The 21,147-nt window shown below is 73.6% G+C and carries 14 protein-coding genes and 3 pseudogenes; 11 read left to right on the top strand and 6 right to left on the bottom strand.

Going from position 1 to position 21,147, the window contains the following annotated elements; all coding sequences use genetic code 11:
• Window positions 1-116 precede the first annotated feature (116 nt).
• Both ACWC9T_RS28350 and ACWC9T_RS28345 read left to right on the top strand, forming a co-directional pair.
• A pseudogene (locus tag ACWC9T_RS28350) lies at window positions 117-791 on the top strand (permease); the annotation flags it as partial.
• A gap of 289 nt (window positions 792-1,080) precedes the next feature.
• Window positions 1,081-1,457 (top strand): annotated as a pseudogene (locus ACWC9T_RS28345) (alpha/beta hydrolase); the annotation flags it as partial.
• On the opposite strand, the gene ACWC9T_RS28340 reads toward ACWC9T_RS28345, so the two are convergent.
• The 4 genes from ACWC9T_RS28340 to ACWC9T_RS28325 all read right to left on the bottom strand — a co-directional run bounded on the left by ACWC9T_RS28340 (window position 1,412) and on the right by ACWC9T_RS28325 (window position 3,853).
• Window positions 1,412-1,756: a hypothetical protein gene (locus ACWC9T_RS28340; protein ID WP_449823888.1), complete on the bottom strand. Its 345-nt coding sequence runs from the start codon at window positions 1,754-1,756 to the stop codon at window positions 1,412-1,414. The pseudogene ACWC9T_RS28345 and the gene ACWC9T_RS28340 sit on opposite strands and share 46 nt — an antisense overlap.
• A 21-nt stretch (window positions 1,757-1,777) precedes the next feature.
• Complete coding sequence (locus ACWC9T_RS28335; protein ID WP_449823886.1) at window positions 1,778-1,969, bottom strand: peptidoglycan-binding domain-containing protein; 192 nt, start codon at window positions 1,967-1,969, stop codon at window positions 1,778-1,780.
• 613 nt (window positions 1,970-2,582) lie between these two features.
• Window positions 2,583-3,527 (bottom strand): hypothetical protein, encoded by a 945-nt coding sequence (locus ACWC9T_RS28330; protein WP_449823885.1) that lies wholly within the window; start codon window positions 3,525-3,527, stop codon window positions 2,583-2,585.
• A gap of 44 nt (window positions 3,528-3,571) precedes the next feature.
• Window positions 3,572-3,853 carry a metal-sensitive transcriptional regulator gene (locus ACWC9T_RS28325; protein WP_449823884.1) on the bottom strand — a complete coding sequence of 94 codons (282 nt, stop codon included), beginning with the start codon at window positions 3,851-3,853 and terminating at the stop codon, window positions 3,572-3,574.
• Window positions 3,854-4,131: 278 nt separating this feature from the next.
• On the opposite strand from ACWC9T_RS28325, the gene ACWC9T_RS28320 reads away from it, so the two are divergent.
• From ACWC9T_RS28320 to ACWC9T_RS28305, 4 genes are all read left to right on the top strand, one after another.
• Window positions 4,132-6,378, top strand: coding sequence for a heavy metal translocating P-type ATPase (locus ACWC9T_RS28320; protein WP_449823883.1), 2,247 nt, complete (start codon window positions 4,132-4,134; stop codon window positions 6,376-6,378).
• A gap of 391 nt (window positions 6,379-6,769) precedes the next feature.
• Window positions 6,770-7,837 carry an iron ABC transporter substrate-binding protein gene (locus ACWC9T_RS28315; RefSeq protein WP_449823882.1) on the top strand — a complete coding sequence of 356 codons (1,068 nt, stop codon included), beginning with the start codon at window positions 6,770-6,772 and terminating at the stop codon, window positions 7,835-7,837.
• Window positions 7,834-9,387, top strand: a complete 1,554-nt coding sequence (locus tag ACWC9T_RS28310) for an ABC transporter permease (RefSeq protein WP_449823881.1) — start codon at window positions 7,834-7,836, stop codon at window positions 9,385-9,387. Before ACWC9T_RS28315 ends, ACWC9T_RS28310 begins: the two co-directional genes overlap by 4 nt.
• Entirely contained in the window at window positions 9,384-10,418 is a 1,035-nt protein-coding gene (locus ACWC9T_RS28305; RefSeq protein ID WP_449823880.1) for an ABC transporter ATP-binding protein, read from the top strand. Before ACWC9T_RS28310 ends, ACWC9T_RS28305 begins: the two co-directional genes overlap by 4 nt.
• Before the next feature lie 16 nt (window positions 10,419-10,434).
• On the opposite strand, the gene ACWC9T_RS28300 is transcribed toward ACWC9T_RS28305, so the two are convergent.
• The gene (locus tag ACWC9T_RS28300; protein ID WP_449823879.1) at window positions 10,435-12,282 is read right to left on the bottom strand and encodes a serine/threonine protein kinase; all 1,848 of its coding nucleotides are present in this window, start codon (window positions 12,280-12,282) and stop codon (window positions 10,435-10,437) included.
• Between the two features lie 206 nt (window positions 12,283-12,488).
• Between ACWC9T_RS28300 and ACWC9T_RS28295 the strand changes: the two genes are divergently transcribed.
• Window positions 12,489-16,580 carry a hypothetical protein gene (locus tag ACWC9T_RS28295; protein ID WP_449823878.1) on the top strand — a complete coding sequence of 1,364 codons (4,092 nt, stop codon included), beginning with the start codon at window positions 12,489-12,491 and terminating at the stop codon, window positions 16,578-16,580.
• Window positions 16,581-16,686: 106 nt separating this feature from the next.
• A complete protein-coding gene (locus tag ACWC9T_RS28290; RefSeq protein WP_449823877.1) occupies window positions 16,687-17,112 on the top strand; it encodes a hypothetical protein in 426 nt (141 codons plus the stop codon).
• A gap of 32 nt (window positions 17,113-17,144) precedes the next feature.
• Here the strand turns inward: ACWC9T_RS28290 and ACWC9T_RS28285 are convergent.
• A pseudogene (locus ACWC9T_RS28285) lies at window positions 17,145-17,345 on the bottom strand (zinc ribbon domain-containing protein); the annotation flags it as partial.
• A gap of 75 nt (window positions 17,346-17,420) precedes the next feature.
• Between ACWC9T_RS28285 and grpE the strand changes: the two are divergent.
• Genes grpE through ACWC9T_RS28270 form a run of 3 tightly spaced genes read left to right on the top strand, consistent with a single transcriptional unit; the run spans window position 17,421 to window position 21,104 of the window.
• Window positions 17,421-18,188 (top strand): nucleotide exchange factor GrpE, encoded by a 768-nt coding sequence (gene grpE, locus ACWC9T_RS28280; RefSeq protein WP_449823876.1) that lies wholly within the window; start codon window positions 17,421-17,423, stop codon window positions 18,186-18,188.
• Window positions 18,189-18,219: 31 nt separating this feature from the next.
• A complete protein-coding gene (locus tag ACWC9T_RS28275) occupies window positions 18,220-20,790 on the top strand; it encodes an Hsp70 family protein (RefSeq protein WP_449823875.1) in 2,571 nt (856 codons plus the stop codon).
• Window positions 20,787-21,104 (top strand): hypothetical protein, encoded by a 318-nt coding sequence (locus ACWC9T_RS28270; RefSeq protein WP_449823874.1) that lies wholly within the window; start codon window positions 20,787-20,789, stop codon window positions 21,102-21,104. The genes ACWC9T_RS28275 and ACWC9T_RS28270 overlap by 4 nt, the downstream gene beginning before the upstream one ends.
• Window positions 21,105-21,147 lie beyond the last annotated feature (43 nt).

Here is a 21,147-nt window from a genome sequence, read left to right as displayed (position 1 = left end):
TTTTCTCCCCCCCCCCCACCATTTTTATCTCCCCCATTAAAAAACCACCCTCCCCCACCACCTCTTTTTTTTTTTTTTTTTTTTGGGGGGGGGGGGGGGGGGCCCCCCCCCCCCCCCGCCGCCTGCTCTCCCCTCGCGGCCTCACCTCGGTCTCGCACGTCTTCGTGATGGAGTGGGCCGCCATCCTCAAGGACCTGGTGATCGGTCTGCTCATCGCCGGCGCCATCGCCGCCTGGGTCCCCGACTCCTTCTGGCAGGCGTTCTTCTTCGTCGACCACCCCCTGGCAAGCAAGCTGTGGGGCCCGCTGGTCGGCCCGCTGGTGGCCATCGCGTCCTTCGTCTGCTCGATCGGCAACGTGCCTCTGGCGGTGGTCCTTTGGAAGGGGGGCATCAGCTTCGGCGGCGTGGTCGCGTTCATCTTCGCGGACCTGCTGATCCTGCCGATCCTCAACATCTACCGGAAGTACTACGGCCCCCGGATGACCCTCTTCCTCCTCGGCACCTTCTACACGGCGATGGTGGTCGCCGGGTACGTGGTCGAGTTCCTGTTCGGCGGGCTGGGGCTGGTGCCCAACCAGCGGGAGGCGGAGATCCCGATGGCGGGGGTGGAGTGGAACTACACCACCTGGCTCAACATCGCCTTCCTGCTCCTGGCAGCGGCCCTGTTCACCCGCTTCTTCCGCACCGGCGGCGCCGCGATGCTACGGATGATGGGCGGCGGCCCGGACTCGGGCGGGCATGCAGGACACGGTGACCCGCACGCGGGCCACGACCACCACGGCCACCACTGATGAGAGTTGCGCGAGAAGTCGGCCTGGCCGACTTCTCGCGCTCGTCCCGATCACGCTGCTACTCGCCCACACGGGCTCGCTTGGAGTCGTGGTCACGTGGCTGGGAAAAGGATTGGACGGGATGACGCTCCGGCTTGCAGCTTGCAGATGACCGTGACACCGCCCGAGGAGGTGAGACCCATGAACGCTGTATCGACGTGGGTGCTCCCCCTTTTCGTCACGGCCGGCGATTGACGTAGGTGTCGCCGGGAGCGCCTCGACAACAAGGCACTCCCGAAAGGCAACACCCATGCATTCTCTGCAATTCACCGCCGAGCCGTCGTCGAACGGCATGCTCGAACGCGACTTCACCGTGGGCGACGTCCCCGGAGTTCTCTGGTCGCCGGCCTCCGGCGCCGATCGCGCGCCCCTGGTCCTGATGGGCCACGGCGGCGGCGCCCACAAGAAGCATCCGGCGATGGCGGGCCGGGCCCACCTTCTCACCGGCTGCGGTTCCACGTCGCCGTCATCGACGCGCCCGGTCACGGCGACCGGCCGCGTACCACGCAGGACGAGCAGGAGATCGCCGAGCTGCGCAAGGCGCAGGCGGCGAGCGAGCCGGAAGGGCCGATCGTCGTCCCTTACAACGCCCGCCTGGCGGAGCTCGCCGTGCCTGAGTGGCAGGCGACGCCGCTTGTGGCGAGTCGGTCAACGCCGAATCCGCTGATCAGGAGGCGTTCTTTGTGGCTTCCGGTGAGGCGCTGGGTCCAGTCGACAAACCCGCCGTCCGCGATCTCCAGTTGCTGACCGTGGATGGTTGCGTAGATTTTGTAGCACAGGTCGGTGCAGTAGCCGCGTCCGGTCACCCGGTTGGGATCGTCGATGATGTCAATGCCCGGTGTTCCGGCCAGCTCCGTACGTGTGCGGGCCAGGATCGGAGCGGCGGACTCGTCGAGGCAGGTGATGCGGATCTCGGTCTGGCGCACTGAGTACTCGGTCGGGCCGGATCAGCAGAGGTAGTTCGCCTCGGTGTCGATGTCGCTCTGGCTGTCCAGCGCGGCCCAGGTCTTCGGGCCGACGATGCCGTCGACCTGGAGACCGGCGCACCCCTGGAACTTCTTCACGATGGAGAGGGTCTGGTCGCCGAAGATCCCGTCCACCTGCAGACCAGCGCGCGCACGCTGTAGTTGAGCTCGCACTGCAGCGTCTTGATCTCCGCGCCGCTGTCGCCGTAGCTCACCTCCGGCTCGTTGTCGCTGTGGAAGCCGTACCAGCTGCACGCGGGAGGGGTGGTGGCGGACGCGGTGGTGGCGGTGCCGACTCCGAGCCCGGCCAGGGTGAGGAGGGCGGCGCCGGCGACGGCCGTCGCGGTGGCGGCCTTGGCGATACGCGACTTGAGGCTCCCGGAATGTTCCTTCCAGGGAGCGGTTCCGGGTGGCGGCTCGTGATCACCGAGCCGCAGCAGAACTGTGCCGCAATCCGCCGAACCCCCGGGAAGCGATCTGATGCTCCATCAGCTTCGGAGGCGCGTCCCAAGGCGCCGACCTGCGTTGTGAGACGCGTTCTCCATCTGGATGTGAGACCTCTGTGACGGAACATGCCCTTCCCCGGGCGCGAGCCGGCCGCCGGGTGCCGACGGGGACGCGACCGGGCGAGGGCTCGGGGCCTGGCTGGTGGCGGGGCGCGCTGCGCGCGTTCGGACCCCGCTGCCCGACGGCTGGATGCCGTCCGCGCGCACCGGCTCCGGAGACTGCGAAAGTGCCGGGCGATCCCGTGGGAGGGATCGCCCGGCACTTCTCGTGCGGGGGCTGCTCAGTGCTGGTGGTCGGCGGCCGGTTCCTGGGTGGCCGGGGCGGCTGGGGCGGTGCCGTCCGTGGTGACGGTGAAGGCGGCGGTGTGGACGGTGTCCTGGTGCTTGAAGTCCAGGAAGAGCCGGTAGCTGCCGCCGCTCGGCGCGGTGGTGGTGAAGCCGATCTCGGGGCCCGGGGTGGTGGTGTCCGGGTGGACGTGGAGGTAGGCGAGGTCGCCGGCGCGCAGGGCGACCAGGTGGCCGTAGGAACCCAGGTAGGGCTGGAGGTCGGTGACGGGGCTGCCGTCCTTGCTGACGTTCAGGGTGAGGTGGTTGCTGCGGCCGGGGGTGAGGTCGCCGCCGAGGGTGACGGTGTAGCCGTCGACGGTGACGGTCCGTCCGGTCTCGGGGAGCGGGGCGGGGCGCAGGTCGCCCGCGGCGTGGAGGTCGGCGCCGAGAGTGAGGCCCTCGCTCGCGCCGGCCGGGGTGAAGTCAGCGAAGACCCGGTACTCGCCGGCGGCGGGTACGGCGGTGGGGGCGCTCCAGGTGCCGTCGGCGGCGAGGGTCGGGTGCAGGTGCTGGAAGGTGGAGAGGTCGCGCGGGGCGACGATCAGGTGGAGTTCCTTCTCGTGCTGTTGCTGGTAGGCGGTGACCGGCTTGCCGTCCGCGCTGAGGATGCGGAACCGCAGGTCGGTGGGGGAGCCGGCGGTGACGAAGGGGTTGTCGACGCTCAGGGTGTAGCCGCGCTCGGAGATCTGGAGTCCGCCGGGCAGGTGTTCTGCGGCCGCGCTGCCCCCGTCACCGTGCCCGGCGTGCTCGCCCGCAGGGGCGGTGGCGTTGTGCCCCGCGTGCGCGGCGGCGGGCTTGGCGGCGGGGTCGCTGCCGGTGGCGTGGCCGACGCCGAGGGCGAGGCCGAAGGCGGCGGCGAGGCCGGCGGTGAAGGCGGTGCTGCGCAGCGCGGTGTTCATGACGGGGTTCTCCTCAGAAGGACGTGCGAAGAAGGGGAGCGGCCTCAGGCCCGCATGAGCCGGGCGATGGCCTGCGAGGCCTCGGCGACCTTGGCGTCGGCCTCGGCGCCGCCGCCCGCGATGGCGTCCTGGACGCAGTGGGCGAGGTGGGCGTCGAGCAGCTGCAGGGCCACCGACTGGAGGGCCTTGGTGGCGGCGGAGACCTGGGTCAGCGTGTCGATGCAGTAGGTGCCGGTGTCGACCATGCGCTGGAGGCCGCGGATCTGGCCCTCGACGCGGCGCAGTCTGCGCAGGAGCTGGTCCTTCTCGGTGCTGTAGCCGGCCATGCGGCCCTCCTCAGGATTCCGGCGGGGAGTGCGGGCGGAGCGGGGAGTGAGTGGTCGGCGGGGCGGCGCGGGCCCCGGCTCGATGAGTGAATACCCCATGGGGGTATCAAGTCAAGCGGATCGCCGCCCAAAGTTACCCACTGGGGGTATAGATCAGGGCCTTGCTCTGCGTACCCCCCAGGGGTATAAATGAACCCGGCATCGCCCGATACCCCTCCAGGGTATGAGGGCCCGGCCGTGCACGTACCTCGAAGTACCGACTGTCACGAGGAGCAACGATGACCACGCAGGCCCCCGCCTCCACGGAGGTGGAACTCTCGATCGGCGGAATGACGTGCGCCTCGTGCGCGGCCCGCATCGAGAAGAAGCTCAACCGGATGGACGGCGTCTCGGCCAGCGTCAACTACGCCACCGAGAAGGCGAAGGTCACCATCGAGGGCGAGGTGGAGGTGGCCGAGCTGATCGCCACCGTCGAGGCCACCGGCTACACCGCCGCCCTGCCCAAGCCCCTGGCCGCCGCAGGCGGCCAGGGCGCGGAGCCGGCCGAGCCGGCCGACGAGCTGGCCCCGCTGCGCCAGCGGCTGGTCACTGCGCTGGCCCTGGCCGTCCCCGTGATCGCGATGGCGATGGTGCCGGCGCTGCAGTTCGACAACTGGCAATGGCTCTCGCTGACCCTCGCCGCCCCGGTCGTCACCTACGCCGCCTGGCCGTTCCACAAGGCCGCGTTCACCAACGCCCGGCACGGCGCCGCGACGATGGACACCCTGGTCTCGCTGGGCACCGGCGCCGCGTTCCTGTGGTCGCTGTGGGCGCTGTTCTTCGGCGACGCCGGCATGCCGGGCATGCGGCACGGTTTCGAGTTCACCATCGCCCGCAGCGACGGCGCGTCCAACATCTACCTGGAGGCGGCGGCCGGCGTCACCGCCTTCATCCTGGCCGGGCGCTACTTCGAGGCCCGCTCCAAGCGCACCGCCGGAGCTGCCCTCAAGGCACTGCTGGAACTGGGCGCCAAGGACGTGACGGTGCTGCGCGGCGGCGCCGAGGTGCGGATCCCGATCGCCGAGCTGGCGGTGGGTGACCGGTTCGTGGTGCGGCCGGGCGAGAAGATCGCCACCGACGGCACGGTGGTCGAGGGCGCCTCGGCGGTGGACGCCTCGATGCTGACCGGTGAGTCGGTGCCGGTCGAGGTCGGGGTCGCCGACTTCGTCACCGGCGCCACCGTCAACGCGGGCGGCCGGCTGGTCGTCGAGGCGACCCGGGTCGGGGCGGACACCCAGCTCGCCCGGATGGCCAAGCTGGTCGAGGACGCGCAAAACGGCAAGGCCGCCGCGCAGCGCCTCGCGGACCGGATCTCCGCGGTCTTCGTGCCGATCGTGATCACCCTCGCGGTGGCCACCCTCGGCTACTGGCTGGGCACCGGCGAGGGCTGGACCGCCGCCTTCACCGCCGCCGTCGCCGTGCTGATCATCGCCTGCCCGTGCGCCCTGGGCCTGGCCACCCCGACCGCGCTGCTGGTCGGCACCGGCCGCGGCGCCCAGCTGGGCGTGCTGATCAAGGGCCCGGAAGTCCTGGAGTCCACCCGCAAGGTCGACACCATCGTCCTGGACAAGACCGGCACCGTCACCACCGGCCAGATGACCCTGCTCGCCGTCCACACCGTCGAGGACGTCACCGAGGCCGAGGCGCTGCGCCTGGCCGGCGCCCTGGAGCACGCCTCCGAGCATCCGATCGCCCGGGCGATCGCCACCGCTGCCGCCAAGGCCGGCGAACTCCCCGCCGTCGAGGGCTTCGAGAACGTGCCGGGCCTGGGCGTCCAGGGTGTGGTGGACGGCCACGCGGTGGTGGCCGGCCGGGAGGCGCTGCTCAACGAGTGGTCGCAGTACCTGCCGGAGGCCCTCGTCGAGGCCAAGCGCAAGGCCGAGTCCGCCGGCCGCACCGCGATCGCGGTCGGCTGGGACGGCGAGGCCCGGGCGGTGCTGGAGGTGGCGGACGCGGTCAAGCCGACCAGTGCCGAGGCCATCGCCGAGCTGCGCGCCCTGGGTCTGACCCCGGTGCTGCTGACCGGTGACAACAGGCTGGTCGCCGAGGCGGTCGCCGTCGAGGTCGGCATCAAGCCGGAGCACGTGATCGCCGAGGTCATGCCGCAGGACAAGGTGGACACCGTCAAGCGGCTGCAGGCCGAGGGCAAGGTCGTGGCGATGGTCGGCGACGGCGTCAACGACGCGGCCGCGCTCGCCCAGGCCGACCTGGGCCTGGCGATGGGCACCGGCACCGACGCCGCCATCGAGGCGGGCGACCTCACCCTGGTCCGCGGTGACCTGCTGGCCGCGGCGGACGCCATCCGGCTCTCTCGCAAGACCCTGGGCACCATCAGGGGCAACCTGTTCTGGGCGTTCGGCTACAACGTCGCCGCCTTGCCACTGGCGGCGGCCGGGATGCTCAACCCGATGATCGCGGGGGCCGCGATGGCCTTCTCCTCGGTCTTCGTGGTCGGCAACAGCCTCCGGCTGCGCCGCTTCCGCTGAGCCCCTTCCGCTGAGCCCCTTCCGCCAAGGCCCCGAGGCCCCGGAACCGCTGCCCGGTTCCGGGCCTCGGCAGGTCCGGGCCCTCCTGGTACGGCCGATCGCTGTCACGCACCGTAGTGAAGATCGCCATCCCGGATCGCCAGCCCAGATCGACCGCCGGAATCCGTCTCGTCCGGACATGTCCGTTCTGACCTGTACTTGAAGGGCTTTTTGCGTGGACTTGAGATAGCACTCACCGAAGTCCTACCTCATCGCAACCGGACCGAGATGTGACGCTCCGCCACTTGTTAGGCAAGCCTTTCCTGGCCTAGATTCTCGTGTCGCCAGGTCGGTGCCCTGCGGCTGCCGCAGGCCCGTACGGCCGTACCCGCTTCCTCGGAGGACCCTCACCATGCCCGGAACCGTCCGGCCCCTCGTGGGCCTGTCCCTCGTCGCCGCCTGCGCCCTCGCGCTCACCGCCTGCGGCAGCTCCGGTGGCTCCGGTGGGGACAGCGGCGCGCCCGCGCCCTCCGGTGCCGCCCTGGCCGGCCAGACCATCACCCTCTACAGCGGCCAGCACGAGCAGACCGTCAAGGCGCTCACCGAGGACTTCACCAAGCGCACCGGCATCAAGGTCGAGTTGCGCTCCGGCGACGAGGCCGAGCTGGCCAACCAGATCCTCCAGGAGGGTGACGCCTCCCCGGCCGACGTCTTCTACGCCGAGAACCCGCCCGCGCTCACCGTCCTCGGCGACAAGGGCCTGCTCGCCAAGGTCGCCCCCGACACCCTCAAGTCCGTGCCGGCCGCCGACAGCTCCGGCAAGGGCGACTGGGTCGGCATCTCCGCCCGCACCTCCGCCTTCCTGGCCGGCACCGGCAAGGGCGCCGACACCGCGCCGCCCGCCTCCGTGCTCGACCTGGCCAAGCCCGAGTGGAAGGGGCGCCTCGGCATCGCCCCCAGCGAGACCGACTTCGCCCCGGTCGTCACCCAGGTCCTCAAGGCCAAGGGCGAGGACGCGGCCAAGCAGTGGCTCAAGGGGCTCAAGGACAACGCCAAGGTCTACGACAGCAACGAGAACCTCTCCGCCGCGATCAACAGCGGCGAGGTCGAGGGCGGCGTCATCGACCACTACTACTTCTACCGGATGCGCGACGAGAAGGGCGCCGCCGAGACCCACGCGACCCTGCACTACTTCCCCAAGGGCGACCCGGGCTCGCTGGTCGACGTCTCCGGCGCCGCCGTCCTCAAGCACGGCAAGCACCAGGCCGCCGCCCAGGCCTTCCTCGGCTACCTCGCCTCCGCCCCGGCCCAGACCGTCATCGCGAACTCCGCGAGCTACGAGTACCCGCTGGTCGACGGCGTGAAGGGCAAGCCCGAACTGCCCGCCCTGGACGGCATCGGCACCGTCGCCGACCCGGCCCAGCTCGGCGACGGCAAGCAGGCCCTGGCCCTGCTGCAGGACGCCGGTCTGCTCCAGTGACGATCCCCGTTGCCGGGCGGCGGTGGCGCGGGCGGGCCACCGGCCTGCTCGCCCCCGTCGCCGTCGCCGTCGTCGCGGTGGTCGCCTCGCCGCTCGGCTTCGTCATCGCCCAGGCCGCGCAGGCCGGTTGGGACCAGACCCGGCGGCTGCTCGGCCGCCCGCTGATCGCCACCCTGCTCGGGCACACCCTCGGCCTGACCGCCGCCGTCACCCTCGCCACCGCCGTCCTCGGCTTCGGCGCCGCCTACCTGGTCGAACGCACCGACCTGCCCGGGCGCCGCGCCTGGACCGTCGCGCTCGCCCTGCCGCTGGCCGTACCGGAGTTCGTCCGCGGCTACTCCTGGGTCTCGCTGTTCCGCTCCGTCCACGGCTACTGGGGCGCGGTACTGGTGATGACCTGCTCCCTCTACCCGCTGGTCTTCCTGCCGGTCGCGGCCGCCCTGCGGCACGGCGACGCCGCCGCCGAGGAGGTCTCCCGCTCGCTCGGCCGCGGCCGCCTCGCCACCCTGTGGCGGGTCACCCTCCCGCTCACCCGGCCCGCGCTGGCCGGCGGCGTCCTACTCGTCTCGCTCTACCTGCTCGGCGAGTACGGCGCCTTCGCGATGCTGCGCTACACCACCTTTGCCACCGCCGTGTTCACCCAGTACAAGCTGGGCTTCGACGCGGCCTCGGCCTCCCTGCTCACCCTGGTGCTGGTCGCGCTGGCCCTGCTGCTGGTCGGCCTGGAGGCCTGGGCCGGCCGCCGGGCCCGGGTCACCCGGCACGGCGCCCTCGCCCGCCCCGCCCCGCCGGTCCGCCTCGGCGGCTGGACCGCCCCGGCGCTCGGCGCGCTGGCCGCGCTGGTCGGCGTCTCGCTCGGGGTGCCGCTGTACGCGCTGGCGTACTGGCTGATCAAGGGCAGCTCCACCACCCTGCCCTCGGCCTCCGTCCTCGGCGCCACCCTGGCCACCCTCGGGTACGCGCTCGGCGCGGCCCTCGCCGCCACCGCCGCCGCCGTCCCGGTCGCACTGTACGGCTGGCGGCGCGGCACCCGGCCGGCCCGCGCGGTCGAGCGGGTCGCCTACCTCACCCGGGCGCTGCCCGGCATCGCGGTGGCGCTCTCGGTGGTCTACTTCGCGGTCCGCTGGGCCCAGCCCCTGTACCAGCAGCCGCCGATGCTGATCCTCGGGTACGTCCTGCTGTTCTTCCCGCTGGCGTTGACGGCCGTACGCGCCGCCCTCGCGCAGGTCCCGCCCGGCGTCGAGGAGGCCGCCCGGTCCCTCGGCACCCGGCCGCTCGCGGTGCTCGGCCGGATCACCCTGCCGCTGGTCCTGCCCGGCCTCGGCGCCGCCGTCGCCATGGTCGGCCTCACCGCCTCCACCGAGCTGACCGCCACCCTGCTGCTGCGCCCGACCGGCACCCAGACCCTGGCCACCCAGTTCTGGGTCTACACCAGCGGCCTCGCCTACGGGGCCGCGGCGCCGTACGCGGCCCTGATGGTCGCGCTGTCCGTCCCCTCCGTCCTGCTGCTGACCCGCCGTACCCTCGGCCGTCCTGGGGAGAACCAGTGACCGGACTGTCCGTCGTCGACCTGCACGCCGCGCACGGGCGCAGCCCGGTCCTGCACGGCATCGACCTCACGGTGCCGGACGGCGCCCTCGCCTGCGTCCTCGGCCCCTCCGGCTGCGGCAAGTCCACCCTGCTGCGGGTGCTGGCCGGCTTCCACCCGGCCGCCGCCGGGCAGGTCGTGCTGCACGACCGTGTCCTGGACGACGGCCGCAGCCGGCTCGCCGCCGAACACCGCGGCATCGGCCTCGTCCCGCAGGACGGCGCGCTCTTCCCGCACCTGAGCGTCGCCGCCAACATCGGATTCGGCCTGCCGCGTTCGCAGCGTCGCGCCCGGGTCGGCGAACTGCTGGACCTGGTCGGCCTGCCCGGCCTGGGGGAGCGCCGCCCGCACCAGCTCTCCGGCGGCCAGCAGCAACGCGTCGCCCTGGCGCGGGCGTTGGCGCCCCGGCCGCGCCTGCTGCTGCTGGACGAGCCGTTCGCCGCGCTGGACGCCGCCCTGCGCGCCGAACTGCGCCGCGAGGTCGCCGCCACCCTGCGGCAGTCCGGCACCACGGCGGTCCTGGTCACCCACGACCAGGACGAGGCGCTCTCCTTCGCCGACACCATCGCCGTGCTGCGCGACGGCAGGATCGCCCAGTCCGGCAGTCCGGACGAGCTGTACCACCGCCCGGCGGACACCGCCGTCGCCCGGGTGCTGGGCGAGGCGAACCTGATCCCGGCCGAGATCAGGGGAGACGAGGCCCGCACCCCCTTCGGCGCGCTCCCGCTGACCGCCTCCGACCCGGCGCCGCGCAGCGGCCTGGCGCTGCTGCGCCCGGGCCAACTCCGGCTCACCGCCGAGCCGGTGGCGGGCGCCGTCCCGGCGAAGGTCCTCGGCAGCGACTTCCGGGGCCACGACCACCGCGTCGAACTCCGCCCCGAGGCCGCCGGGTTGCCCGACCTGCTGGTCGCCTCGGCGGACCGCCCGTGGCCGGTGGGGGGCGAGGCGTACGTGAGCGCCGCCGGGCCCGTACACGTGCTGGCGGAGGCCTGATCGGGATCCCCAACGGCTACGAGTGCCGGCCGGTGCCGAAGACCACGGCCCGGCACCCGTTCTCGCGGATCACGGCTCCTCCGGCAGCTCCACCGCCTGCCAGCGGTAGGCCGCGTCCTCCTGCCACACCTGCAACTCGCCCTCCACCACGGCCGCCAGGCAGAGCCGCCAGTCGTCGCCCACGGTGAGTGCGACCCGGGTGGCCGGGCGCAGCGTCGGCCGCCACCAGCGCGGCCGCCGCGAGGCCCCGCCGGCCGGCAGCCGCAGCCGTACGCCGCCCGCGCCGGCCAGGGCGATGGTGGGCCCGCCGCGGTGGCCGGCCATGGCGATGCCGAGGGTGGGCTCCGTCGCCGATCTCCGTGGGCGCGGTCGCGGGAGCGGCCGTCGGCGCGGTTGCCGCGCCGAGGGTGTGCAACTGGACGGAGCCGTCCGCCCGCAGGGTGGCCGCCTGCGGTCCGGCGGAGGTACGGGCCAGCGCCCCGGCGCGCAGGGCGCCCGGCGGGCCGAGCGGGACGGGCGGCTGGACGGAGCCGGGCCGCCAGCTGAGCACCCGCTCGCGGTGCTCGACCAGGACCAGCCACGCGCCGGGGCGTTCCTCCTCGGCGGCGAGCACCCGGTCGGCGGGGCAGCCGGGGTGCTCCTGACCGGTGAGGGTGAGGCCGGGGGCCCAGCGGTAGGAGCGCAGCGCGCCGCCGGTCGCGGTCCACACCGTCAGCTCGCCGGCCGAGTTGACCGCCCCGGCCAGTCCGCTGACCCCGCGCGCCGCCTCCCACCAGCCGGTCGCGGTGCCGACCCAGAGGGCGCCGGTCCGGTCCTCGGCGCAGACCACCAGCTCGCCCTGGCGTCCGGCCCAGCCGGCCCTCAAGTCCCGTACCGATCCGGGGCCCTGGCCGGCGGGCAGCCGCTGGCCGGTGCGGCCCGGCCCGGCCAGCGCGGTGCCGTCGGCGCCGCCGGTGACCACCAGCGGCCGGCCGGCCCGGTCGGGCAGGACGGCCAGGCCCGCGGTGCGCGCCACCGGGCGGTGGGCGCGCAGGAGTTCGCGGCCGCGGGAGACCCAGGGGCCGAGCGGGGCGGGGCGGCGGTCGGGGTCGCGGGCCAGGGGCTCGCAGGCCCAGCGGGCCAACTCCTCGCCGTAGCCGGCCGCCAGCAGTTCGGCGCGAGCCTGCTCGGCGGCGAGCCGGTGGTCGAGCCGGCCGTGGTCGGGCAGCAGCAGGGTGCGGGCCAGGGTGCCGACCGCGAAGAGGTCCTTGGCGGTGGTGGGAAAGCCGCCGACCTGCTCGGCCTCCGGCGGGACGTGCCCGGGGGTGAACACCGCGACGGTCAGGGTGTGGTCGAGCGGGGCGAGGAAGGTCAGGTCGATCAGTTTGACCTGGCCCTGGGAGTCCACCAGCACGTTGGCGGGGGAGATGTCCCGGTGCACCCAGCGCTTGCGGTGCAGCTCGTCGACGATCCGGCACAGCCGCGCCAGCACCTCGGCCACCGCCGACGGGCCGCCGCGCTGGCCGCGCGCCCAGGTGTGCAGCGGCACGCCGTCGACCCAGGGCGAGATCTGATAGCCCAACAGCCCGCCGGAGGGCACCGCGCCGGGCCGGTGCGGGGAGGGGCCGAGCAGGAAGCTGGGCACCACCAGGTCGGTGACGCCGAGCCGGTGGGCGTTGTGCGAGACGTCGTCCCAACGCCCCAGCCAGCGCCGCACCTCGGAGGGGTCGCGCTCCAGCATGATCTTCGCGGCGACCAGTTCCCTGATGCCGTTGTGTCCGGTGCGCACCGCACGCCACACCTCGGCCTCGCCGCCCCGGTGGTGGAACTCCAGGAGTTCGTACTGCTCGGGGTCGAACTCGGGCCCGAACCGGAGGCCGGGCACCCAACGAGACTCGGACACGCGACCCCCGACGCTTCTCACCGCTGCTGATGCGCTGCCCAGGATAGTCCGGGTTCCTGTTCGTCCGCCCGGAGGAGGGCCTATTCTGATGGGCGCCCGAGCAACATCACGAAACAACGTCAACTCATGGTCGTGCGGGGATTGTTGATCATGGCGTGGACGGCCGTTGAACAACAGGGGGACGGTGCATGCTGCTGATCACGGTGCTGCTGATCGTGGTGGCACTGGCCGGGGGTGCGGCCGTCGTACTGGCACGCAGGCGAACCACCCTGGACGCCACGGGCGTTGCCAAGGCCCTCGCCACCGCCGCCGAACAACTCGCCGCCGGCAAGGCCCCCCGGGCCCGCCGTCGCTACGCCCGGCTGGCCCGCCAACTCGCCACCGGGCCCGAGGAACTGAGCGCCCAGCGCGGGCTCGCCCTGCTCGGCCAGGCCGAGGCCACCATCCCCACCGGCGACCAACAGGCCACCCTCGCCCTCCACCGCGAGGCGTTCCCGCTGCTCACCGACCCGGCCCGGCAACTGCCCCGCTGGAGCCTGCGCCGCCTCGCCGAGGAACGGATGCAGGCCCGCGACGGCGACCTCGGGCCGCTGCTCGCCTTCCTCCAGGCCACCGCCGCGGGCGCCGACCCCGGCGAGGAGGCCGAGGCCGCCGCCCGCACCCAGCGCTGGCTGCAACAGCTCTGCCGCGAGGGCAGCGCCGACCAGCGCGACCACGCCACCGCCCGTGCCCTGGCCGCCCTGCCCGGCCGGGACTGGCCGGTGCTCGCCCGGGCCGCCCTGCTGCGCGCCACCGGCCGGGCCGCCGAGACCGAACCCCTGCTCGCCGCCGCTGCCCCCGGCGGCAGCGGCGAACTCTGGTTCCGCTGGGGCGCCCAGCTGTTCACCCTGCACCGGGACGAACCCGCCGTCGCCGCCTTCGCCGAGGCACTGCGCCGCGGCCCCGGCGAGCCCTCCCCCTGGGGGCGCGGCCCGGCGCTGCGCACCGACAGCCTGCTCTTCCGCGGCCTGGCCCGCCAGCGGCTCGGCGCCACCGACGCCGCCTGGGCCGACCTCGCGGCCGCCGCCGGGGAGACCCCGGACGACCCCCGCCCGCGCTACGCCCTCGGCCGACTCGCCCTGCTGCTCGGCGCCGACGACCAGGCCCGGGAGCAGTTCACCGCCGCCCTGACCGTCCAACCCTCCTTCGCCCCGGCCCGGTTCGGCCTCGCCCTGGTCCACGAACGGGCCCAGCGCCCCGCCGAGGCCGCCGCCGACTACCGGGCCGGCCTCGATCAGGCCCCCGACTGGCGCGCCGCCCGGGTCAGGCTCGGCGCCGCCCTGGTCGCCGCCGGGCAGGCCGCCGAGGCCGAGCCGATCTTGCGCGCCGAGGCCGACACCGAACCGGACTCCCGCTGGGGCCGGATCGCCGCCTTCCACCTCGGCCTGGCCCTCGCCCGCACCGACGACCAGGCCGGCGCCCTCGCCCGCTGGGAGCAGCTGGACGACCCCGAGCTGCGCGAACGCCAGGCCCTGGCCCGTGACCGGCTCGCCCGCACCCGGCTGGCCGCCGACCCGGTCGCCGCCCGCGAACTGTGGCAGCGGGCCGCCGCCGAACACCCCGCCGCCCCCGGCTACCGGTCCGCGCTGCGCGAGGCTGCCCTGCGCGAGGCCGCCCACCTGCTGGTCACCGGCCGTGACCGCCCCGAGGCCCGGCAACGGGCCGCCGCCGCGCTCGCCCTGGCCGACACCCTGCCGGGCGCCCTCACCCACCGGCAGTCCCGGCTGCGCGCCGCCCTCGCGCTGGCCGAGGGCGCGCCCGAGCGGGTCACCGCCCTGCTGGACGCCGACGCCGGGCTGCGCGACCGCTACCACCTGGCGGCCGTCTCGTTGCTGGCGGGCCGTCCGGTCCCGACCATCGCCCTGCTCGCCCCGCTCGACCCCGACCCGGCCGGCGACCCGGCGCTCGCCCGGCTGCGCGCGGTGCTCGCCGAACGGGCCGGCAACTGGGCGACCGCGCTGGACTGGTACCGCCACTTCCTGACCGCTCCCACGACGGCTCCGGCGCAGCCCACCGGCGACTGCGCCGTCTGCGCCCGCCCCGCCACCGGAGCCTGCGGCGGCTGCGGCCGCGAGACCTGCGCCGCCCACCTGCACGCCCCCGCCGGGGCCACCTCCCCGCGCTGCGTCCGCTGCACCGGCCCCGCCCTGCGCGCCGTCCTGGACTGCGCCCGCCGGGCCGGCACCCCCGAACAGGCCGAACCCGTCCTCGCCGCCTGGGCCGAGGCGCTCGGCGACAGCGCCGCCACCGCGCCGCTGCGCCTCGACCTCGCCCTGCTGCGCGCCGAACTCGGCCGCCTCGACGAGGCGTTGGCCGACCTGCCGGAGGACGCCGGCGCCGCCCGGGCCGCCGTCCTGGTCCGCCGGGCTGGCGCCGCGCTCGCCGCCGAGCAGCCCGGACGGGCCGCCGGCGACCTGCGCCGGGCCCTCACCCTCGCCCCCGGCCACCCGCACGCGGCCGGTGCGCTGGTCCTGCTCGGCGAGCACGAGGCCCACCAGCACGCCGTCGAGGGCCGCCACCGCGAGGCCTACCTGGCCTACCGTGCGCTGCTGCTCAAGGACCCGGCCCACCCCCGGCTGCTGCACGCCCTCGGTCTCTCCGGCTACCGGCTGGCCGTAACCGCTGACGACCAGGACGTCTGGGCCTGGACGCTCGGCTGCCTGGTCGCCGCCCTGCACCAGAGCGAGCTGTGGGCCGAGTCCGCCCGGATCACCGGCCGCCAGGCCGAGCCGCAGCGGACTGCCGCCGCCCGGACCGCCCTCACCGACCGCCTCCGGGAGGACCTGCGCGCCCTCGACCGGGCCGCCGGACGCACCGGCGACGAGGTCGCCGCCTGGACCCTGCGCCTGGGCATGGAGACCCATGCCGCCGGCGCCTTCGAGCGGGAGGACGTCCGGATCACCCTGCCCGGCCGCCCCGCCCGCCGCCTCGCCGTCGGCCCAACCCTCGACCGGCTGCTCCGCGCGGAGACCGAACTCGTCGCCTGGGCCGCCGCCTTCGAGCAGGCCGTACGGGACTGGCGGCGCCCCGCCGGGCCCGACGCCCCCGCGCTCACCCGGGCCCTCGGCCTGTTCGGCGAGCTCGGCCCGCAGCGCTACCTGAGTCTCCAGGGCCGCCAGGCCGCCGCCGTCGCCGCCCTGGACGCGGTCGCCGAGAACGAGCGCGGCGAGGGCTGGCAGGCGCTGCTCGGCGAGTCCCTGGTGAGCCAGGCCCGCGAGCACCACCGCAACCAGGACTGGCGCGAGGCCCTGGACTGCCTCACCCGCGCCCGGACCGTCCCCGGAACCGAGCTGCCGCCCGACGCCGCCAGGATCGCCGCCGAGTCCGGCGTCCGGGCCGCCCGCGCCCTGCTCAAGAGCAGTGACGACGACCAGGCGGCAGCCGCCGCGCTGCTGGAGAAGGCATTCGCGCTGGCCCCGGACGACCGCGAGGTGCGCGGCGACCTCGGCGCCACCTACGCCCAGTGGGCCCGCAAGATCAACAACGAGGAGAAGGACTACCCGCGCGCCCTCGCGCTGCTGCAGAAGAGCCTCGACCTCGTCCCCGGCGACCCGACCGCCAAGCACTTCCTGCAGGCCGCCCTCGGCAACCGGGCCGGCCAGCTCAGCCGCCCCGACGCCTCCGACGAGGAGCTGATGGAGGCCGCCGAAATGTGGGACCGGCTGATCGACCTCAGCCCCGACCCGGAGCACCGGCTCGGCCTCGCCTTCGTCATGCGCCAGCTCTCGCGCTCGGCCGCCTTCGCCGACGACCGCGCCTCTGCCGTCGAGCTGATGGCCGAGGCACTGCGAGCCGACCCGGAGTGGGACGGCGACGTCACCCACGAGGCTCCGCGCCGGGTCGCGGTGCTGCTCGCCAACCACGTCATCGACAACATGCAGGACAGCCCCTTCACCGACCAGGCCGCGATGCTGCAGAAGGCCCACTCCTACGACGACTCGGCGGACATCCGCCGCCTGATGGTCAGCGTCTGGCGCGGCGAGGCGATCGGCCACTACGAGCGCCGCCGTTACAGCGAGGCGATCCGGCTGCTGGAGGAGGCGCTCGGGCTGTCCCGCACCCCGGAGGACAGCGCAAAGCTGCACAGCGAACTCGGCGTCGTCTACAGCTCCTACGCCGTCGCCCGGGCCAACGCGCGCCAGTACCGGGAGGCCCGGCAGCTGGTCCGCCAGGCCGTCGAACACAACCCGGACGACCACGAGCTGCGCGCCCTGGCGGTGCGCATCAACATGCTCCGCTGACCGGCAACCGCACAGCAGTTGCCGTCGTCGCAGACCGTACGCCCGGCCGTCTGTGACCCGTCGTCCGTTGATCGTCCCGAGCCTGTGAGGAGAGAGACCACCCGCCATGCCACTGCACGAACCGTCGCCGTACGAGGTCCTGGGCATCCCGCTCACGGCCGGGGTGCGCGAGATCAACCTCTCGGTCGGGAAGGCGCTGAAGGAGGGCCGGTTCACCCGCCAGCAGATCCAGGACGCCGCCGCGCTGCTGCGCAACCCGGACCGCCGGCTGGAGGTGGACCTCCAGCAGCCGCTTCCGCCCGAGCCGGTCGACCAGGCCGCCGAGTTGCTCGCACCCGCGCTCGCCGAACCGCTACTGGTGATCGAGCGCCCGCCGCTGCCGCCCGCCCCCGCCCTGCTGGCCCTGCACCGCGCCGAGTTGGCCGCCGACTTCGCCGAGCCCGCGCCCGGCGGGGCCGATCCGGAACCGCCCGTCCCCGCCCGCTACGCGGCAGACCTGTCCGTGCTGCCGCAGATAGAGGTCCCCGATTGACTCGCTCCTCCTCCCGTGGGACGGGATTCCCCTCAGCCTCGCGACTGAGCCGCTGCGCGTGTGCGCTGCGGTGGGACGACTTCCTGCTTCACCGACGCCCGCCCGCCCGGAGTGCTCCGTTGAGGTCTTACACCGTCTCCACAGGCTGCAACCGCCAGTCCGGCGGCCAGGATGTTGCGTGCCGCGTTCACGTCCCGGTCGTGGACCGCTCCGCAGTCGCACGCCCACTCGCGGTGCCACACGCACTGCACAGTGGGTGATCGTCACGCATTACATGATAATTCGTCAATTTGTGAAGGGGGGTTCTGATGACCGACGCATCGACCGCATCCCGGCTCGACGGTTACCAGCGGCTGGAGGTCCCGCCCGGCGTCGAGTCCGTCGACCTCGATGCCAAGTTCAGCCAACTGCTTTTCCGTTCCTCACTGTTGGGGAACAAGCTGACTGATCAGAAGCAGACCGCCCGGGCCGAGCAGCGCGAACTGCTGGGCGTCCTGGTCGAGGTGGACGACGCGCTCGCCGCCCTCGGCCTGGACCGCGAGCTGGTGGCACTCGGGCGTGGCGCCGGCCTGGAGGCCACCCGCCGACGGCTGCTCGGCCGGCTCGCCAAGGCCGGGGTGCGGCCGATGCGGCTGGAGGGGCTGGCGGCGGACCCGGCGCTGACCGAGATCGTCGGCACCGAGGTGCGGCCGGGAGTGGCGCCGGAGACGGTGCTGCAGACGGTGGTGACCGGGTTCTTCTGGGAGCAGGAGGTGCTGCGGCGGGCCCAAGTGGTGGTCGCCGCACCGGAGGCGGCGCTGTCGCCTGCGGCGGACCCGCGGATCGCGGAGCTCAAGCCCGATGAGTCCGTGGAGCCCGACGGGTCGGTGGAGCCCGACGAGTCGGCGGAGCCGCAGACGACCGAGCCGTCGCTCGTCGAGGCCGACGTCGTCGAGCCGTCGGTCGCCACGTCCCCCGCCGTCGAACCAGGGGCCGCCCCGCCCGTCGAAGCCTCGGCCAGGCCGGTGCCGCCCCGGGTCCGTCGGCACGCCAGGGCCGCGGGCAAGCAGGGCAAGCGCGGCAAGCGCAAGAAGTAGCCAGGACCACGAGGGGCAAGAGGGGAACGACATGTACCGCACACTCGGCATCGACCTGGGCACCACCAACTCCGTGGTGGCCCACCTGCGCCGGGGCGAGCCGGAGATCATCTTCAACCGGCAGAACCAGGAGGCCACGCCCTCCGTGGTCGGCAGCGGGCGCAAGGGCGAGCTGCTGGTGGGCTCCACCGCGCGCAGCCGGATCGCCATCGACGGCGCCAACGTGATCCGCTCGGTCAAGCGCTTCATGGGCCGCAAGTTCAAGGACCCGCAGGTGCAGGCGGCCCTCAAGGAGGTCGACTACAAGGTCACCGCAGGCACCGACGGAGACGTCAACGTCTGGTTCAACGGCCGCTCCTACACCCCGATCGAGATCTCCGCGATCATCCTGCACCGGCTCAAGGAGGACGCCGAGCAACGCCTCGGCGAGCCGCTCCACCGGGCCGTCATCACCGTCCCCGCGTACTTCGGCGAGCGGCAGGTCGCGGCCACCCAGGAGGCGGGCCGGATGGCCGGCCTGCACGTGCTGCGGATCATCAACGAGCCGACCGCCGCCTCGCTCGCGTACGGGCACTCCACCGACGCCGGCGACGAGGGCCGGACGGTCCTGGTCTACGACCTCGGCGGCGGGACCTTCGACATCTCCATCCTGCTGCTGGTGCCCGGCTCGGTCTCGGTGCTCGGCATCGAGGGCGACAACCTGCTCGGCGGCGACGACTTCGACCGCGCGATCACCACCGCGCTGCTGGAGGACATCCGCGAGGAGTACGGCTCGGACTACCAGCCCGACCTGCGCGACCGCCCGAAGATCGCCTCCACGGCGGAGGCCGTCAAGATCGAGCTGTCCAACCAGGAGTCCTCCGAGGTCATCCTGCCGGGCCTGGGCGCCGGACAGCTGGTGCTGGAGACGGAGTTCGAGCGCGCCCGCTTCGAGGAGCTGATCGAGGCCCAGATCGAGCGGACCATCGAGCTGACCCACAAGGCCATCATGCAGGCCAACCTGACCGTCGGGGACATCGACGAGGTGGTGCTGGTCGGCGGCTCGACCTCGATCCCGCTGGTCGTCCGGCGGCTCGGCGAGGTGTTCGGCACCCGCCGGATCAAGCGCGGCGTCAACCCGATGCAGTGCGTGGCGCTCGGCGCGGCCGTGCAGTCCGCCCTGGTCGGCGAGGTGGAGTGCCCCGAGTGCCGGGCCCCCGGCGACCTGTCCGCCTCCAACTGCGCCAACTGTGCCACCTCCCTGCTCGGCGGTGACCGGGTCTCCTGCCCGACCTGCCACATCCCGGTGGACACCGAGGCCGCCGCCTGCCCCAAGTGCGGCCAGGACATGGCTGGTTCGGCCGTCTCGGGGGCGACCATCCCGAAGCAGTCGCAGGCCGCCACCGTGGTGCGCAGCGACAACTGCCCGCGCTGTGGGACTCCTTCGGCGCCCGGTGTGACCGCCTGCGAGCTGTGCGGCGAGCCGCTCAACTCGGCCGCGCCCGGCCGGACCAGGGTGGCCTCCACCGCTGCCGAGGACGTCGGCTTGCGCTGCGCCTCCTGCAGTGCGGTCAACCCGCCCGGCAGTGAAGTCTGCACCAGTTGTGGCGAGTTGATGCAGGTCACCAACCCCTTCGACATCACCCCGAAGAACCTCGGCATCGAGCTCAACGATGGCCGCCTCGCCGTCATCATCCCCAAGAACACCAGCTACCCGACCAGTTCGCCGGTCAGTCGCGAGTTCGTGGTCTCCGGCAGCGGCCGCCAGCGGCTGGAGGTCGCGGTCTACGAGGGCGAGCACGAGATCGCCCAGCAGAACGAGCTGATCGGCCACCTCACCCTGCGGCTGCCCGAGGGGCTCGGCGGCCGTACCCCGGTGGAGGTCTCCTTCGGCCTGGACCGGGACCGCACCATCACCCTGTCGGTGCGGATCCAGGGAGGCGGCGAGAAGACCGTGAAGCTGGAGCGGGTCACCCTGGACCCCGAGCTGAAGGTGCAGGTAGAAGAGCAGCAGCGGCAGATCGAGACCTTCACCGACCGCTGGGGCGGCGAGCTCACCGAGGCCGAGAAGCGCGAGGCGCAGCGGCTGATGGACACCCTGGACGACCTGGCGGCCGGGCAGACCCGTGGCCAGTCGGTGGACGAGGCACTGGAACGGGCACAGCGCCAGCTCAAGGCCCAGCGCTGGGTGCGCGGCTCGGAGGCGTACCTGAGCCTGTTCATCCACTACTGCGAGAAGCACCTGGACCCGAGCGACCTGGACCGGCTGCGCTCGGTGGCCGCCGAGCTGCGGCTGCGCCGCGAGGCCGCCGACTGGGAGGGCGCGATGCGCGCGGCCCAGAAGGCGGACGACCTGTGCGACTCGCTCGGGCACACCTTCCGGATGCTCACCATGTGCAACGTCTACGTCAACCAGAACATGGTCTCGCCGGCCCTGGCGCAGCGGATCATGGCGGAGCTGCGCGGGCTGGACGAGGCGGTGGAGGCGCCCAACATGGAGGCGGTCAACACCCACATGTCGAACCTGCTGGCGCTGTACGCGCAGGCGGAGCGGGAGCTCGGCAGCGAGCCGGCCGCCGAGTCGCTCGGCCCGGTCCGCCCGGAGGAGGCCGGTCCGCGATGAGCACCGTGAGCCTTCCCGAGGTCCTGTGCCCGCTCTGCAGGGTCCCGGCGGACCGGCAGTCGCTGGGCTGCCCGTCCTGCCGGGAGGACCTGAGCGTGCTGTTCCGGCTGCGTTACGCCGGTCGGATCGATTACAACCGGGCGTTGGAGGCCCTGGCGGCCGGGGACGAGGAGCTCGCGCTCGGGCTGCTGCACCGGGCCCTGGAGGCCGAGCCCGGGCTGGAACCGGCTCGGGAGCTGCTGGAATCACTGAGCGTGGCGGGCTTTCCGGGTGCCGTCCCGCCGGAACAGGAGGGTGACACGCCCTCGGAGTGAGTAATCCCGGAGTTCCGGGCCCAGGATCACGTGAGATCGGCGA

The sequence above is a fragment of the Kitasatospora sp. NPDC001159 genome, from assembly GCF_053598235.1.
Note: the sequence above shows the minus strand (reverse complement) of the source record. Positions and strands in the feature narration are given on the sequence as shown.